This window comes from Rickettsia amblyommatis, from assembly GCF_002078335.1.
GTDB lineage: Bacteria > Pseudomonadota > Alphaproteobacteria > Rickettsiales > Rickettsiaceae > Rickettsia > Rickettsia rickettsii.
In genome coordinates, this window is sequence record NZ_CP015012.1 from 136,245 (window position 1) to 151,850 (window position 15,606).

Here is a 15,606-nt window from a genome sequence, read left to right on the forward strand (position 1 = left end):
ATTTTCCAAAATATCCAATATAATATAATAATGCTAATGTGAAAAGATAATTATTTATGTCATCTACCAAAGATATCAAAGAAGCACCGAAAAAAGCCAAATCATCGGCTAAATTTGATAATTTATCAACTGCCTTAAAAAAGAATTTACAAAGAAGAAAGAAAGTTAAAACGAAAGATACTACAAGCTAAGCTTTATCTGCATTACAAACAATAGTAAAAAATTACACTGATTCTACGGACGGCAAAATTTCTCTTGTAGATGAATTAATAAAATCAAGACGCTGAGAAACAGAAAGTAAATAAGCACCACATTTGACATATTAATATAAATTGCTAATATTTGGGGCGTTTAGGTTTTGTTGCATAGCTCGCTTATGTCATTCCCGCATAGGCGGGAATCCAGGGTAAAGCGAGATAAATCAAATTTTTAGTTTTAAAAACTGACTGTATTTATATTTTTTAATTACTAGATTCCTGTTTTCACGGGGATGACATAAGAGTCACCCAACAAAATTGGCATTTAAAATATTTTATATCATGGACACAAACAAATTATATCTTTTCAAAGATAGACGATTTTTACCGAATTTTATAGTGCAGTTATGCGGTTGTCTTAATGATAATATATTAAAAAATGCTCTGGTAATCCTTATAACTTATGGTATTTCAGGAGCTTTAAGTAAATATAATAATCTACTTGTTTTAATTGCTAATGCTACTTTTGTATTACCTTTTATAATATTCGCAAGCATAGCAGGACAAATTGCCGATAAATACGAGCGTGCAAATCTTATTAAAATTATTAAGATTTGTGAAATCGGTATAATTGTCTTTGCAATTTACGGATTTCATCATAATAATCTGTTAATCCTGTTTTGTTCTATTTGCTTAATGGGCATACATTCTACTTTTTTCGGTCCAATCAAATATAGTGTATTACCTGACCACCTAAATAAAGACGAACTACTTGGAGCTAACGGCTTTGTTGAAGCCGGAACTTTTATCGGTATTTTTATCGGTACTATAATCGGCAGCTATTATACAATCAGCAATAATTTTATAATTTATTCCTTAATTACCATCGTTTTTCTTGGCTTTATTACAAGCCTTTTTTCCCCAAAATCTAAAAACGCAAATCGTGATATTAAAATAAATTTTAATATTATAGATGAAAGCATAAATATGATTAAATATGCCAAAGCAAAAAAACAGATATATTTAGCTATACTTGGTATTTCATGGTTTTGGTTTATCGGAGCTGCTATAATTTCTCAAATACCTTTACTTGCTAAGATAACTTTTAAAGCTGATGAAAATGTTGCTAATTTATTTTTAGCGGTTTTCTCGCTTGGTGTTGGGGTCGGTTCGTTTTTATGTAGCAAAATATTTGAAGATGAGATTACCGTTAAATATCTATTTATTTCAGCCCTAGGCATTAGTATTTTCGGTATTGATTTATTCTTTGCAAGTAGAATTAGCTCAGTTAACTACGAACCTACTCAGCTAAAAAGTATTTTAGTATTTTTATCGAAAAGACATAATTGGCGAATAGTTATAGATTTATTGTTCTTAGCGGCAATAGGCGGATTATATATCGTTCCTCTTTTTGCGATATTACAGCATTACGCAAACCCTGCTCATCGTAGTCGAATTATTGCCGTTAACAATCTTATCAATTCCATTTTCATGGTAGGATCAACAATAATTCTATCTTTATTATTTTACCTAAATTTCACTATACCCTGGATTATATTATTTATTAGCCTAGCTAATATAATCGTTACTATACATATTTACCGTTTAATACCTGAAGTTAAAATTATTCCGTTTAAGCTATTGCGAAGAATATTCCAAATCTGTTTTGATCTTATGTATAAGGTTGAAGTTAAAGGATTTGAAAATCTTCAAAAAGCAGGTAAAAAAGTAGTAGTGGTCGCTAACCATATTTCATATCTAGATCCGCCGCTAATTGCTACTTACTTACGAGAAGAAATGACTTTTGCAATTAGTCCCGATATACAAAAAATATGGTGGATTAAACCGTTTTTACGTATGGCAAGAACTTTGCCGGTTGATCCAAGTAACCCAATGGCAATAAAGACTTTAGTAAAAGAAGTACAAAAGGATCAGAAAGTAGCAATTTTCCCTGAAGGTAGAATAAGCGTTACCGGCTCTTTAATGAAAATATACGAAGGACCGGGAATGATTGCCGATAAAGCCGGTGCTACCATCTTACCGGTTAGAATAGACGGTACTCAATTTACTCATTTATCAAAATTAAAAAACATATTAAAAAGAAAAATATTTCCTAAAATTACTATAACCGTTTTACCGCCGGTAAAATTCGCTAATATGGATGCTACAAGCAATCAAGAACGACGCAGTTATATATCTAGGACTCTTTATGATATCATGGCTGACATGATGTTTGAGAGTTCAGACTATAAAAATACTGTATTCTCATCTCTTATAGAAGCTGCTAAAATTCATGGATTTAAGAAAAAAATAGTTGATGATTTTGAAAATAATACGGTTACTTATCGAGATTTAATATTAAAATCTTTTATCCTAGGTGATTTAATCAAAAAGAATAATATCTTTGGCAGAAATTTAGGCTTAATGTTGCCTAATACCACGAATACGTTAATTACTTTTTACGCTATGCAATCTAGCGGTTATGTTCCTGCTATAATTAACTGGAGCAGCGGCATAAGTACTATTATTAACTCCTGTAAACTTGCACAAATTAAAGTAGTTTACACTTCAAAACAATTTATTGAGAAAGTAAATCTACATGAATTAATAACTAACTTATTAGATTGCGGTATTAAAATAATATATTTAGAAGATTTGAAAAATCAGATTGGTACAGCTCTAAAACTAAAAGCAAAAATAGGAAGTTATTGTGCCCAAACTTATTACAATTATTTTTGTCGTAATCGTGATGACGAAAAACCGGCAGTGATCATTTTTACTTCGGGTACTGAAGGTGAACCTAAAGCCGTACTATTATCTCACAGAAATTTACAAACTAATCGATATCAAATAACTGCTAAAGTACCTTTTAGCCCTGAAGATATAGTATTTAATGCGCTACCGCTATTTCATTGTTTTGGTCTTAGTAGTACAATTATTACAACTTTAAACGGTATTAAGCTGTTTCTATATCCTTCTCCACTAAATTATCATAGCATTCCTGAAGTTATATACGATATTGGAGCAACTATATTAATTTCTACCGATACTTTTTTAAACGGTTATGCTAATTACGCTCACCCATATGATTTTTACGCATTACGCTATATATTTGCCGGTAGCAAGAAATTAAAAGAATCTACAAGACAATTTTGGCTTAATAAGTACGGCATACGTATTTTTGAAGGATATGGGATTACAGAAGCCTCACCTATTATAGCTTGCAATACCCCTATGCATAATAAAGCAGGCACGGTAGGAAGATTATTACCGAAAATTGATTATAAGCTTGAGAAAGTAGAGAGAATAAATGAAGGGGGACGTTTATTCATTAAGGGTCCTAACATCATGCTTGGTTACTTGGACTTAGAAGGTCACCGTACTTATAAAGAATGGTACGACACAGGCGATATAGTCAAAATCGATTCTGAAGGATATATAACCATTTTAGGACGTTTAAAACACTTTGTTAAAATAGCAGGGGACATGATATCTCTTACAAAAATTGAAGAACTTGCAAGCGAAATTGATCCTGATTCCTTGCACGCTGCTATTTCTATTCCCGATAAAACGCACGGAGAAAAGATTATTTTACTTACTACCGGTTCCAATATAAATAGAGAGAACTTTGCAGATGCTGTATCTAAAGCTCAAATTTCTTTACTACATTTACCGAAAGTAATTATTACCGATTCAGAAATACCTCTACTTACAAGCGGCAAAATTGATTATCTTGAGATTATGAAAAACGTGGATAGATTCTAACGTCATTGCGAGCGACTGCAAGGAGCGTGGCAATCTCAGGAATCGTGCCTGATATTTCTTTGTCGACGCCTATGGCGTCTTCTCGCAATGACGAAAAAAAACGCCACACACAACAATGCTGGTCAAGCCACGGGGCGACATTTATTTTTTCTTTTGACTATTAATAGCAGCATTCAAAACTAATTTAAACCACTTACCTAATCACTCTTGATCCTCCATAATTTCAGGTAACACCTTCCGATATGATAGAGTTACAAGTTTACCTTTACTTTGATATACAAATGACTCAGAACCGCAAGATTGAAAATATTCATAAGTACTTAGGTCTGACTTAAAATATAATTCATTACTCTTAATAATTCCTATCATAACACCACCCTTATATATACCATCTACCAAACATGGCACAAACGGCTACTGAACCATATGGTTCTAACAATTCTTTGACATATTCAGTAAATTCATTTTTGTTCATAATAATCGCTTTAAACACAACAAACCATAAATAAACGTACCTAATATAATAAACAATGGAGTTAAAGGTAAATCAAAGTAGAAAGAGCTAAATGCGGCACAAAAATTAATAAATAAAGATATAAGAATTGATATTATAATCATCTGGGAGGGACTATATGCTACAAACCGTGCAATCATTGCAGGAATAAGTAAAATAGCAGTTACCATAAGTACTCCGACAATCTTTATAGCAGAAAATACCGATAATGAGAGAAGAAGTAAAAATATTAGCTCAATAATATTAACCTTTAAGCCTTTTATAACGGCAATATCTCTATTGATAATGATAAGAAGAATTTGATTATAAAAATATACTATAAAGCCTATAATAGTTATTAGCACTATTGCAAGTATCATCAAATCATTAAAAGATACGGATAAAATATCCCCAAACAATAAATTCACTATATTATTCTGCAAAGAAGTAAAATAATTAATAACTAAAGCAACAGCTAGCATAAAGCTAGAAATCAAATTAATAACTGCGTTTTTTTCAGAATTATTTTTAAAAATAAACACAAAAAACGAAAAAAGAATTGCAACTATTATGCCTGAATATACTAATGGAACATTTGCTATAATACTTATGCTAGCCACTAAAAAACTACTATGAGCAAACCCGTCACCGAAATAAATATATCTCTTCCATAGGGCAATGCAGCCAAGCGGGGCAAATATGCAGCTAATTAAAATTAAGGCTAGTATTATTAAAGTCATCTGAGTATATTATATATGTTTGTTGTATGGCCTCTTGTTATCCCGTGGGCTTGACCACAGGATCCACTAAAGTGCTTAGGCTGTACTTATGGAGCCCGTGACCAAGCCACGGGATGACATTGGAAAGAATCATAGACTATGTCTTCAATCGATAAAAAAGAATTAGAAAAATTTGAGAAAATTTCTCATAATTGGTGGAATAAGGACGGAGAATTCGGTATCTTACACCGAATAAACCCTATTCGCCTTGAATATATAATAGAGAAAATAACTACGCATTACAATAGACACCTTTCCAAACCAGCTTATAGAGAGGAATTTGTAGGAAACACGCAGCACAGCACCGCAGCGTACATAGAAGTACGTGAGGATGCGAGCAGCGGATTGACGCACAAATTACCTCTAGAAGTAGAGTTTGAGAAGACGTCTAATATTTCTAAATTAGAAATATTAGACGTCGGTTGCGGTGGAGGGTTAATTGCAACGCCTTTAGCGGCTCAAGGTTTTAACGTTACAGCCATTGATGCACTGCAAAGTAATATTGAAACGGCAACTGCTTATGCTAAGGAAAACGGCGTAAAGATAAATTATTTACAATCTACTATAGAAGAATTAGAAAGTGACAAGCTATATGATGTGGTAATTTGTCTTGAGGTTATTGAACATGTAGAAAACGTACAGCAATTTATACTAAATTTGGTGAAGCATATTAAGCCAAACGGTATGGCAATAATTTCTACGATTAACCGTACTAAAAAAGCTTATATACTTGGAATAATAGTTGCCGAATATATTTTAGGTTGGGTACCAAAAAACACTCATGATTATAGCAAATTCCTAAAACCGTTGGAAATTTACGAAATGCTTACGGATACCGAAATTGAAATTAAAGAGCTGAAAGGCTTGGTATATGATCCGGCTAAAAATGAGTGGAAATTAAGCGATGATATAGACGTAAATTATTTTATGTGTTTGGGGAGAAAGAGTATGTGTTATTATCCTAGCTAACTTGATCAGCCTTGTTGCATGAATATCGAACGTCATTGCGAACGACTGTAAGGAACGTGGCAATCCAGAAAAATAATAAAAAAATGCTAAAAATTAGCATTTTTTTATTATTTTTCTGGATTGCTTCGTCAATTGCTATGCAATTTCCTCGCAATGATGCAAAAACTGATCCATTCAACAAAGCCGACTTGATCGCGGGATCCAGTTAAACATACTAATAATATTAGTATGTTTAGTTGTGTTCTGGATACCGTGGTCAAACCACGGTATGACACAGTTCTTAGTATATATTTAAAAAAGATAATAAATGACTAATAACGTAATTACTAGATTTGCTCCGTCACCGACGGGGTTTTTACATATAGGTTCGGCAAGAACCGCCCTTTTTAATTATTTGTTCGCAAGGCACCATAACGGTAAGTTCTTGCTTCGCATTGAAGACACTGATAAAGAAAGGTCAACTAAAGAAGCGGTAGAAGCTATATTCTCAGGTCTAAAATGGCTAGGGCTTGATTGGAACGGTGAGGTTATATTCCAGTCTAAACGTAATAATCTTTACAAAGAAGCTGCACTAAAATTACTGCAAAACGGTAAAGCATATTATTGTTTTACTAGCCAAGAAGAAATAGAAAGACAGCGACAACAAGCTTTAGACAATAAACAGCATTTTATTTTTAATAGCGAGTGGCGTGACAAAGATCCATCTATCTATCCTAATGATATTAAACCGGTAATACGTCTAAAAACTCCAAGAGAGGGTAGCATAACAATTCATGACACCTTACAAGGTGAGGTAGTAATTGAAAACTCTCATATAGACGATATGGTACTATTAAGAGCAGACGGCACTGCTACTTACATGCTAGCCGTTGTAGTAGACGATCATGATATGGGTATAACTCATATTATTAGAGGTGACGATCATTTAACCAATGCAGCAAGGCAACTCGCTATTTATCAGGCTTTCGGATATGAAGTACCGAGCATGACTCATATACCGTTAATTCATGGAGCAGACGGAGCAAAATTATCCAAAAGGCATGGAGCATTAGGCGTTGAAGCTTATAAGGATATGGGGTATTTACCGGAAAGTTTGTGTAATTATTTACTGCGTCTTGGATGGAGTCACGGCGATGATGAAATTATCTCAATGACTCAGGCTATAGACTGGTTTAATCTCGATTCACTTGGTAAATCACCTTCTAAGCTTGATTTTGCTAAGATGAATAGCATTAACGCTCATTACTTAAGAATGCTTGACAATGATAGTTTAACTTCAAAGGCTGTAGAGATATTGGAACAAAATTATAATAAACTTCTTCAGACACTCGCTTATAGGAAGGAATTTGAAGGAAACACGGAATGCAGCACCGCAGCGTATATAGACATATGTGAGGATGCGAGTACCGGATTGACGTACAAATTACCCCTAGCAGTAGAGTTGCCGAAGAAGTTTAAGGTTAGTGAGCAGGAAATAGGTTATATCAAACAAGCAATGCCAAGCTTGTTAGTTAGAAGTGAAACATTACTAGAACTAACACGCCTTGCTCAAATTTATCTAGTAGATTTGCCTATCATCTACAACCAAGATTCAAAAGAAATTATAGAAAATTGCGATAAGAATTTAATCAAACAAGTTATAGAAAACTTAAGCGAACTTGAGCAGTTTGATAAGGAATCCGTACAGAATAAATTTAAAGAAATAGCAGCAGCAAACGACTTAAAGCTGAATGACATTATGAAACCGGTAAGAGCTTTAATAACAGGTATGACTGCATCACCTAGCATATTTGAGATTGCAGAAATTTTAGGAAAAGAAAATATTTTAAAAAGGTTAAAAATTATATGAAAGATTGTATAAAAAAAATTGCTTTTGTTTTTAGTGGATTATTTATAATAACCGGCACTTTTGTTTTGTATAGCATAGGAAACGTCAGCGCATCAACAACACCAAAAAAGTACGGAGCTTGGACTTTAAATTGTACTCTTAATAATGAGAAAAAACAACTTTGCTTCTTATCACAACAAATTAATAATCTAGAGAAAGATAAAGAAAAGGAAATGTTAGCCATTTATCACATAGGTTATTTCAATGGGGAGCACGAAGAACAGGAATTAAAAATAATAGAAATGGTCCCGTCAAATGTTCAAATTCCGGCAGGTACAGTTATTAATAGCGGTGACAAACGAATAGCAGCTGGAAAATACGTAAATTGTACAGTAAACGGCTGTCAGGCTTTAGCTATTATTACAAAAGACGATCTAGACATGATTTTATCAAACGATAATTATATAGAACTAATTACCGCAGACGGCAAACAAGCTAAAATTTCATTTATAAAAGACGGCTTAAAGGAAGGCCTAAAAGCTTTGAGTAGATAGTAACGCAAGAATTTAAGCATTGTTGCGTGGATACTAAACCGTCATTGCGAGCGACTGAAAGGAGGGTGGCAATCTCAAGATTTTGGTCCGAGGTTGCTTTGTCAAAATTTTCAATTTTTCCTCGCAATGACGACTTGGGTATCCGCACAACAATGCTTTGAGTCGCTTAGCGCATAACCACTCGCTATTAAGTTGCTTTAAAGCTTAATTAAGTATCATGATGATGGTGTCCATGTCCCCCAGGCCCTTCACCGCCTAAACTTGCTTCATATTCAAGAACCCATGATTGATGAAATGCCATGCTGGTATCAGCGACTATCCATCTTTCTAAAAGAACGCGAAATCCTGCTTCTCTTTCCGGAAGAATTATTGAATGACCCGTAGAGCAGGTAATGGATGGCTCCAAAATGGTTTTTCTTGGCTTATATTTTCAAAAAATGTCTTAAGCTCATTAAAAGTTAGTCTTTGAGAAAAGTCATTAGGATGATCAGTGATCGCATATGTATAACCACGTGTTTTATGTGCCATGGTATAATCCCAATGTATATAAAACTTGTCACCGGCTTTTACTTTATGAACATGATGGTACTTGCTTCCATCTCTTCAATACAAATAGTTTTGTCAGATGAAAATTGCATTTCTGCATTAGTATCATTAACAGCATCTCTCTCATCTTCTTTTCCACCGCTAAGAAGATGTCCCTCTTTAATTGCCGGTGCACTTAGAGTATCATCAGGAAAGTCAACATCACCAGGAAAGGATTTTTTCCTCCTTCCATCTCATTTTTCTGTGAGCTATCCTTTAACAACTTTAATTCTTCGCAAACTCAAACCATTGTCTTCGGTAAGGTTACTGCCCCATGATATGGGGTAACACCTAAGACATGCGAAAATTTCTTATAGTACTCTGCTTTATTAGGAGCTATTTTGTTATCAACTAGTTTTTTAGTCATAATTTACCTTTAATTTAAATTGTATTTCGATATATATAGAGATAGATTGAATAATAATCTATCTCTACAATTAATAATGCTTACTAAATTTTTAATATATTGCAAGAAGTTATAAACCACTAAAGTGAAAAAATATTTGAGAATAAATAAAAAAAGGCTTTTCTTTTTATTAAGTTTTATTAACTATTTTTATATTTTTACTTAAGATACTAGCTATTATTATAGTAATATATTCAATTTATCATGTTAACAAAAATATAATCCTATTTAAAAATCAAGATATAGTTTAACTTGTTTAGTAGGTTTATGGAAGATAATTGATATTTGGCAGAAAAAATTTGAGGTTTGTGATTATAGTAAAAAATTAATTGATCGAATTAAATATTTGAATACTAGTAGACTCACCTATAGATATAACAGAAATTGAAAAAGGTCTTTATTATACCCGTAAATATCATGCTTCTCAAATGCGTCAATCAAGGGAGCCTTATTATTATCATCCTATAGAAGTTGCAATCATGCTTGCAGATTTTACAGCTCTTGCAGCTCCTAAACTTTACAAATCATATATGATAAATGTTGCCCTTCTTCATGATACTATAGAGGATACAATACTTACACATGCTGATATTAGCAAAATTTTTGATAAGAATATTGCCAATAGTGTAGAATGTTTAACAAGAATTAAGCCGTACGGTAAAATTAGCTCCGGTGAAATGTTAAATTTACTAATCCAAGAACAAAGATATGATATCGCACTTATTAAAGTATTTGATCGCCTACATAATTTACAAACTATAAATGCTAAATCTACAGACAAGGCTTTAGAAACAGTAAAAGAAACTATAGAAAGCTTCTTACTCATAGCAGCTTATTTAGAAATACGAACCGTAGAACCACAATCTATTAAATGTTTGTACTAATTTTATCAAGCAACATTTCCCTTCAGAACAAAAAGAAATATTTCAAAAAGTCGGTTTACGCAATTTCTTTTTTAAACTTCAAAATAATACAAAATAAAAAAATAAATTAAATTTGTGTCCAAGATAGAAGCCGTCTTTCATCTTGGATATTCATTATTTCAAACTTCTTCCCAAAGGAGTAGGCATATACTTTAGAAAAAAAAGAAGTGTATATCAGCTAAAAACTATTTTTATATTTCCAGTGTGCAGCTTCACCGCTCTCTGCATGATAATGCATCTTATGATCACGTATTTGTATCTCTATTTTATAATCATTCTCAGTTGTGATAATAGTATGCAAAGATTGATAGCCGTTTGGTTTAGGATTAAGAATATAATTTTTAAATTTATCCTTTTCATACTCATAAAGATCATGAACTACTTTTAAAGCTTTATAACATTTCTCTTCATCTATTACCACTATGCTTATCACAAAAATATCTGTTAATTCTTCTAACTTTATACCCTTACGATATAATTTATATAAAATTGATATTGGATGTTTGATCCTACCTGTTATTTGAGCAGCCATATCATGTTTAGATAAATTATAATTTAAATGTTTAATAACCCTTTGAAGCAACACTACCTCTTTAATTTATACTAATTCAGTTAATAGTTATACTTACGAATAACTAAACACCAATTAAAGCAATAAACTTGATTAAGTTCTATTAATATTTCTAATTAATTTGCTATTTTTAGTAAATATTAATAAAACCCAGCTTTAGTTGATATTAATAGGAAAAATTAAACTTGTGGCAAAGCTTCACACTACCCTATTATTTTATCTTTTATCCTAAATTCACATTATTTAGATTGCTTTTAGAACCTAATTTTTTAAGTTTTATATATAAAATTTAAATTATCTTATTTTAGTCTTTCTTAACTGTATAAATTATAAGATTTTTTTAAAATAAGAATAGTAATTTTTCTAAAACCTTACTAATTTTAGTTAGCATAGTTTAACCGACCAAAAGCTAGAAACTGTTATTACTAATTTTTTAAATTAAACGAATATATACATTATAGATTAACCTTGCCTATAGCTTCAACAAGAAATCTATTCTTAATCATTAAAGCGTAAAACCGCTTTAAACCTTTTCATCATCCTATATAAGGCTGTTAACAAAATAACTTTAATTGATAATTAAAGAGATTTTTACAGTAATAAATATCCCTATTTCAAAAAAAATCTTATAATTTGCAGTTAAAAAGAATTTAATTAGCTTTAAAATTATTTTGTTAACAGTCTCATAGGATAAACACCAAAGGTTGAGCTATCATAATTAATTAAAAAATATTTGCAATCATTTATTGAAATAATTACAAGAAATTCTATATTTTATTTTTTGAGGAAGAGTTTTATTAAAGAGTTTATTTTCAAATCAAGCAAAGAATTGCTTTAAAACCCATTTGTTGCATAAATCAGTTTTTCAGTGTCCCTACACACTGCGACTTAATAATGTGTGGTACGGCACGTTGTTAAAATCGTCATTGCGGAGCAGGCATTGCCTGCGTGGACCAAGTTTCTTAATTGTCATCCTGCGAGCTTGTAGCAGGATCCAGTTTAAAATACTAATAATATTAGTATTTTAAATTGTTTTCTGGATACCGTGGTCAAACCACGATATGACATTGAACAGGTTTTGCGGTCCACGCAACAATGCCTCCTTACAATGAGGGGAACGAGCAATACAACAAAACGCATTTATTAGATCTATTGCATAACCTATCTTATAGAGGTATAGACTTAGAAATCCATACCGCCCATGCTACCCATACCGCCACGCATTGGCATTGGCTCTTCCTTATCAGAAGGTTCGTCAACAATTAAAGTTTCCGTGGTAATAATTAACGAAGCAACGGAAGCAGCATCTTGAAGTGCAGTACGCACTACTTTAGCCGGATCAATAATTCCTGCTTTAATCATATCGACATATTGCATATCTTGAGCATTAAAGCCATAATTTTTATCCTGATGTTCTAGTAACTTACCAACTACTACACCACCGTTTTCACCGGCATTTTCAACAATTTGTTTTAGCGGATCCTTTAAAGCTTCTATTACTATTTCAATACCTGCTTGTTGATCCTTATTCTCTACTTTAAGCTTTGTTAAAGGTTGTGATGCATGAAGTAATGTTACACCGCCACCGGCAACAACACCTTCCTCAACTGCCGCTCTTGTAGCAGCAAGTGCATCTTCAACACGATCTTTACGCTCTTTCACTTCAACTTCCGTAGCACCGCCAACCTTTAATACGGCAACACCGCCGGAAAGTTTAGCTAAACGCTCTTGTAGTTTTTCTTTATCATAATCAGAAGTAGTTTCAGCTATTTGAGATTTAATTTGTAATACTCTATCTTCAATATTTTTCTTATCACCGTTACCGTCAACAATTACGGTATTTTCTTTAGAAATTGTTACTCTTTTTGCCGTCCCTAGACTCTTAATACTCACATTTTCAAGCTTCATACCTAAATCTTCAGTAATAAGCTCACCTTTAGTTAGGATAGCAATATCTTCCATCATTGCTTTTCTTCTATCGCCAAAACCTGGAGCTTTTACTGCCGCAACTTTTAAACCACCACGTAATCTATTGACTACAAGCGTTGCAAGAGCTTCGCCCTCAACATCCTCAGCAATAATTAATAGCGGGCGTTGTGATTGTACTACAGCCTCAAGTATAGGTAACATCGGTTGTAAATTTGATAATTTTTTCTCAAATAGTAAGATGAAAGGATTTTCAAGCTCAGCAACCATTTTCTCGGAATTCGTTACAAAATACGGTGATAGATAACCTCTATCAAACATCATACCTTTCACTACTTCAACATCGAAGCTAAAATTCTTTGCTTCTTCAACGGTTATCACGCCTTCTTTACCGACTTCCTCCATTGCCTTAGCAATTTTCTCACCGATTTCCTTATCACCGTTTGAAGAAATAGTACCGACTTGTGCGATTTCCTCTTGGCTATTGATTTTTTTACTGGATTTTTTAATTTCTTCTACTACTGCGTTTACCGCTAAATCCATACCACGCTTTAAATCCATAGGATTATAACCGGCAGCTACTAGCTTATTACCCTCACGAGCCAAAGCTCTAGCAAGTACCGTAGCTGTAGTAGTACCATCACCGGCTACTTCTGCAGCTTTTGTAGCAGCTGATTTTAATAACTGAGCTCCTGCATTTCTAATTTTATCTTTTAACTCGATCGATTTTGCAACCGTCACACCGTCTTTGGTAATTTTCGGTGAACCGAATGATTGCTCGATAAGTACATTTCTGCCTTTTGGACCTAAAGTAACTTTTACTGCATCTGCAAGTATATTAATGCCTTCTAGCATTTGCTCACGAGCTTTTGAGCCGTGTTTAATAAGTTTTGTTGCCATATTTAATTTCTCCTTAAAACAAATAATTAATTAATAATACCAAATACGTCGCTTTCTTTCATAACGATCAGTTTTGCGCCTTTAATTTCAATTTCGGTGCCTGCCCATTTACCGTATAAAACTTTATCGCCTACTTTTAGCTCTAAAGGATGAATTTCGCCTTTTTGATTACGAATACCGTTACCTACGGCTACTATTTCACCTTGCATCGGCTTTTCTTTTACAGTATCCGGAATAATAATTCCACCTTTAGTTTTTTCTTCTTGTTCGATAGGCTTTATTGCAATTCTATCATGTAATGGTTTAAAAGACATTTTAACCTCCAATTATTAAATCTTTAAATGTACATACTAATATATTATTTTATTTTTGTTAATTCAAGGGGCAAGAATAAAATTTTTTTTATTAGAGGTCTATTCTTTCTCAAAATCCTCTAAACTAGTGCCGTGTTTAGTTTTACTCCATTTCAAAAATTCAAAGGGCAGAAAATTATTTCAAATACTGCTTTATATGAAGCTACAGTATGTAATATAAAATAACTAGCCCATAAGATCAAAGCTACTATATCCTGAAATTTTACTTTTCCGCTTTTTAAATAATTTTTTAATATATACAGAGCTGTACCATATAGATATAAAAGCGAAAAAATACTATTAATACGCCATAAATAATTAATTATAGAATTTTTATTTATAACAATAGAAAATATTATAAAGGGTACACTCCAAAAATTATAAGTAAATAAGCCGATAAAAATATAAATTGTTATTACTTGCAATAAAATAAACTTTTGGTATTTATCTTTTTGTGCTTTAAATACCAAAAATGTTTGCAAAAAGCCTTGAATCCAAAGTGATCTTTGATTTAGCCAATTACCTAAACTATTCGGAGCTTCTTCTAGAATATAGGAATCAAGAATAGCTACTTTATAGTTCTGTGAGTAAATTCTTATACCAAGCTCGGCATCTGCTGTTACATTAACATTTTGGTTAAAATATTCTCATTTTTATTATAAAAATTAAGCTTAGCTTGAAGACAAGCATATTCTAGAGGCAAGTTTTTAAACATTGCTAGAGCTTTAAGTAGCTGTTCAGGTTTATCTTCAGCATCATATACTACTAGATACTCGCCACGTGAATATTCTAGAGCATAATTAAGGGCTTTCGACTTAGTTCTTGGTAGACTTTTCGGAACAGATATAACATGAAAATAAGACGGTAAATTATATAACACTACTTCTTTAATCATTAGATAATCGTCATCTTCGATAATAATTTTAACGCCTAGTTTATCTTTTGGATAATTCAATTAATGAAATATTTTAATTATCGACCTTAACTTACTTAATGCTTTATATAACGGTATTAAAACTGTATAAACCGGTAAAGCTTTCTCCTCATTTTGAAAAATTTGTGATTCCACCGAATGATTTTTAGTACTACTTGTTTTGTGCAGCGATTCCACCTCTGTCATCCCACGACTTGATCGCGGGATCCAGTTAAAAATACTAATATTAGTATTTTTAATTATTTTCTGGATACCGTGGTCAAACCACGGTATGACACCGAATACGCTTTTCAATCCATGCAACCCTACCGAAGGCAATTCTCTTACTGCCCTTATAAATAACAGGGATTTTAAAATATTTTGCAAACAATAGCTTATATTATTAGCAACCTGAAATAAAACCGGCAGATAAATCAATGTGGC

At 32.5% G+C, this 15,606-nt stretch carries 15 protein-coding genes and 2 pseudogenes; 6 read left to right on the forward strand and 11 right to left on the reverse strand.

Going from position 1 to position 15,606, the window contains the following annotated elements:
* The first annotated feature begins 56 nt into the window (after positions 1 to 56).
* Positions 57 to 287: pseudogene (locus A3305_RS11740) on the forward strand (hypothetical protein).
* 252 nt (positions 288 to 539) lie between these two features.
* Positions 540 to 3,962, forward strand: a complete 3,423-nt coding sequence (locus tag A3305_RS00615; RefSeq protein ID WP_014392600.1) for an acyl-[ACP]--phospholipid O-acyltransferase — start codon at positions 540 to 542, stop codon at positions 3,960 to 3,962.
* Between the two features lie 201 nt (positions 3,963 to 4,163).
* Here A3305_RS00615 and A3305_RS11745 read toward each other — a convergent pair whose 3' ends face one another.
* Positions 4,164 to 4,331: a TfoX/Sxy family protein gene (locus tag A3305_RS11745; protein WP_231289105.1), complete on the reverse strand. Its 168-nt coding sequence runs from the start codon at positions 4,329 to 4,331 to the stop codon at positions 4,164 to 4,166.
* 102 nt (positions 4,332 to 4,433) lie between these two features.
* Positions 4,434 to 5,195, reverse strand: a complete 762-nt coding sequence (locus A3305_RS00625; protein WP_014392602.1) for a metal ABC transporter permease — start codon at positions 5,193 to 5,195, stop codon at positions 4,434 to 4,436.
* A gap of 138 nt (positions 5,196 to 5,333) precedes the next feature.
* On the opposite strand from A3305_RS00625, the gene ubiG reads away from it, so the two are divergent.
* The 3 genes from ubiG (at position 5,334) to A3305_RS00645 (ending at position 8,585) form a co-directional block, all read left to right on the forward strand.
* Positions 5,334 to 6,203 (forward strand): bifunctional 2-polyprenyl-6-hydroxyphenol methylase/3-demethylubiquinol 3-O-methyltransferase UbiG, encoded by an 870-nt coding sequence (gene ubiG, locus A3305_RS00630; RefSeq protein ID WP_014392603.1) that lies wholly within the window; start codon positions 5,334 to 5,336, stop codon positions 6,201 to 6,203.
* Positions 6,204 to 6,510: 307 nt separating this feature from the next.
* Positions 6,511 to 8,052 carry a glutamate--tRNA ligase gene (gene gltX / locus A3305_RS00640; protein ID WP_014392604.1) on the forward strand — a complete coding sequence of 514 codons (1,542 nt, stop codon included), beginning with the start codon at positions 6,511 to 6,513 and terminating at the stop codon, positions 8,050 to 8,052.
* On the forward strand, positions 8,049 to 8,585 hold the full coding sequence (locus tag A3305_RS00645) for an invasion associated locus B family protein (RefSeq protein WP_014392605.1): 537 nt from the start codon (positions 8,049 to 8,051) through the stop codon (positions 8,583 to 8,585). The genes gltX and A3305_RS00645 overlap by 4 nt, the downstream gene beginning before the upstream one ends.
* A gap of 36 nt (positions 8,586 to 8,621) precedes the next feature.
* Here the strand turns inward: A3305_RS00645 and A3305_RS11375 are convergent.
* The 3 genes and pseudogenes from A3305_RS11375 to A3305_RS11095 all read right to left on the reverse strand — a co-directional run.
* Positions 8,622 to 8,738 (reverse strand): annotated as a pseudogene (locus tag A3305_RS11375) (zinc ABC transporter substrate-binding protein); the annotation flags it as partial.
* A 213-nt stretch (positions 8,739 to 8,951) separates the two neighbouring features.
* Entirely contained in the window at positions 8,952 to 9,113 is a 162-nt protein-coding gene (locus A3305_RS09835; RefSeq protein ID WP_231289094.1) for a hypothetical protein, read from the reverse strand.
* 298 nt (positions 9,114 to 9,411) lie between these two features.
* Entirely contained in the window at positions 9,412 to 9,537 is a 126-nt protein-coding gene (locus A3305_RS11095) for a hypothetical protein (RefSeq protein ID WP_264357823.1), read from the reverse strand.
* Between the two features lie 467 nt (positions 9,538 to 10,004).
* Between A3305_RS11095 and A3305_RS11750 the strand changes: the two genes are divergently transcribed.
* Positions 10,005 to 10,460, forward strand: a complete 456-nt coding sequence (locus A3305_RS11750) for an HD domain-containing protein (RefSeq protein WP_014392607.1) — start codon at positions 10,005 to 10,007, stop codon at positions 10,458 to 10,460.
* A 217-nt stretch (positions 10,461 to 10,677) separates the two neighbouring features.
* On the opposite strand, the gene A3305_RS00665 is transcribed toward A3305_RS11750, so the two are convergent.
* The 6 genes from A3305_RS00665 to A3305_RS09850 all read right to left on the reverse strand — a co-directional run bounded on the left by A3305_RS00665 (position 10,678) and on the right by A3305_RS09850 (position 15,549).
* Positions 10,678 to 11,082 carry a bifunctional (p)ppGpp synthetase/guanosine-3',5'-bis(diphosphate) 3'-pyrophosphohydrolase gene (locus A3305_RS00665; RefSeq protein ID WP_041860636.1) on the reverse strand — a complete coding sequence of 135 codons (405 nt, stop codon included), beginning with the start codon at positions 11,080 to 11,082 and terminating at the stop codon, positions 10,678 to 10,680.
* Positions 11,083 to 12,252: 1,170 nt separating this feature from the next.
* A complete protein-coding gene (gene groL / locus A3305_RS00675) occupies positions 12,253 to 13,896 on the reverse strand; it encodes a chaperonin GroEL (protein ID WP_014392609.1) in 1,644 nt (547 codons plus the stop codon).
* A 26-nt stretch (positions 13,897 to 13,922) separates the two neighbouring features.
* Positions 13,923 to 14,210, reverse strand: a complete 288-nt coding sequence (locus tag A3305_RS00680; RefSeq protein WP_014392610.1) for a co-chaperone GroES — start codon at positions 14,208 to 14,210, stop codon at positions 13,923 to 13,925.
* A 152-nt stretch (positions 14,211 to 14,362) separates the two neighbouring features.
* Positions 14,363 to 14,848 carry a glycosyltransferase gene (locus tag A3305_RS09230; protein WP_226984100.1) on the reverse strand — a complete coding sequence of 162 codons (486 nt, stop codon included), beginning with the start codon at positions 14,846 to 14,848 and terminating at the stop codon, positions 14,363 to 14,365.
* A 20-nt stretch (positions 14,849 to 14,868) separates the two neighbouring features.
* Positions 14,869 to 15,204 (reverse strand): glycosyltransferase, encoded by a 336-nt coding sequence (locus A3305_RS09845; RefSeq protein WP_045799464.1) that lies wholly within the window; start codon positions 15,202 to 15,204, stop codon positions 14,869 to 14,871.
* The gene (locus A3305_RS09850; RefSeq protein ID WP_231289096.1) at positions 15,205 to 15,549 is read right to left on the reverse strand and encodes a hypothetical protein; all 345 of its coding nucleotides are present in this window, start codon (positions 15,547 to 15,549) and stop codon (positions 15,205 to 15,207) included.
* Positions 15,550 to 15,606: the final 57 nt, after the last annotated feature.

Bases quoted from the DNA above. Each gene is read 5' to 3' on its own strand.
- A3305_RS00625 (WP_014392602.1), bottom strand. From the start codon at position 5,195: ATGACTTTAATAATACTAGCCTTAATTTTAATTAGCTGCATATTTGCC.
- A3305_RS11750 (WP_014392607.1), top strand. From the start codon at position 10,005: ATGCGTCAATCAAGGGAGCCTTATTATTATCATCCTATAGAAGTTGCA.
- A3305_RS00615 (WP_014392600.1), top strand. From the start codon at position 540: ATGGACACAAACAAATTATATCTTTTCAAAGATAGACGATTTTTACCG.
- A3305_RS09835 (WP_231289094.1), bottom strand. From the start codon at position 9,113: ATGGCACATAAAACACGTGGTTATACATATGCGATCACTGATCATCCT.
- A3305_RS00680 (WP_014392610.1), bottom strand. From the start codon at position 14,210: ATGTCTTTTAAACCATTACATGATAGAATTGCAATAAAGCCTATCGAA.
- ubiG (WP_014392603.1), top strand. From the start codon at position 5,334: ATGTCTTCAATCGATAAAAAAGAATTAGAAAAATTTGAGAAAATTTCT.
- gltX (WP_014392604.1), top strand. From the start codon at position 6,511: ATGACTAATAACGTAATTACTAGATTTGCTCCGTCACCGACGGGGTTT.
- A3305_RS00645 (WP_014392605.1), top strand. From the start codon at position 8,049: ATGAAAGATTGTATAAAAAAAATTGCTTTTGTTTTTAGTGGATTATTT.
- A3305_RS11095 (WP_264357823.1), bottom strand. From the start codon at position 9,537: ATGACTAAAAAACTAGTTGATAACAAAATAGCTCCTAATAAAGCAGAG.
- A3305_RS11745 (WP_231289105.1), bottom strand. From the start codon at position 4,331: ATGATAGGAATTATTAAGAGTAATGAATTATATTTTAAGTCAGACCTA.
- groL (WP_014392609.1), bottom strand. From the start codon at position 13,896: ATGGCAACAAAACTTATTAAACACGGCTCAAAAGCTCGTGAGCAAATG.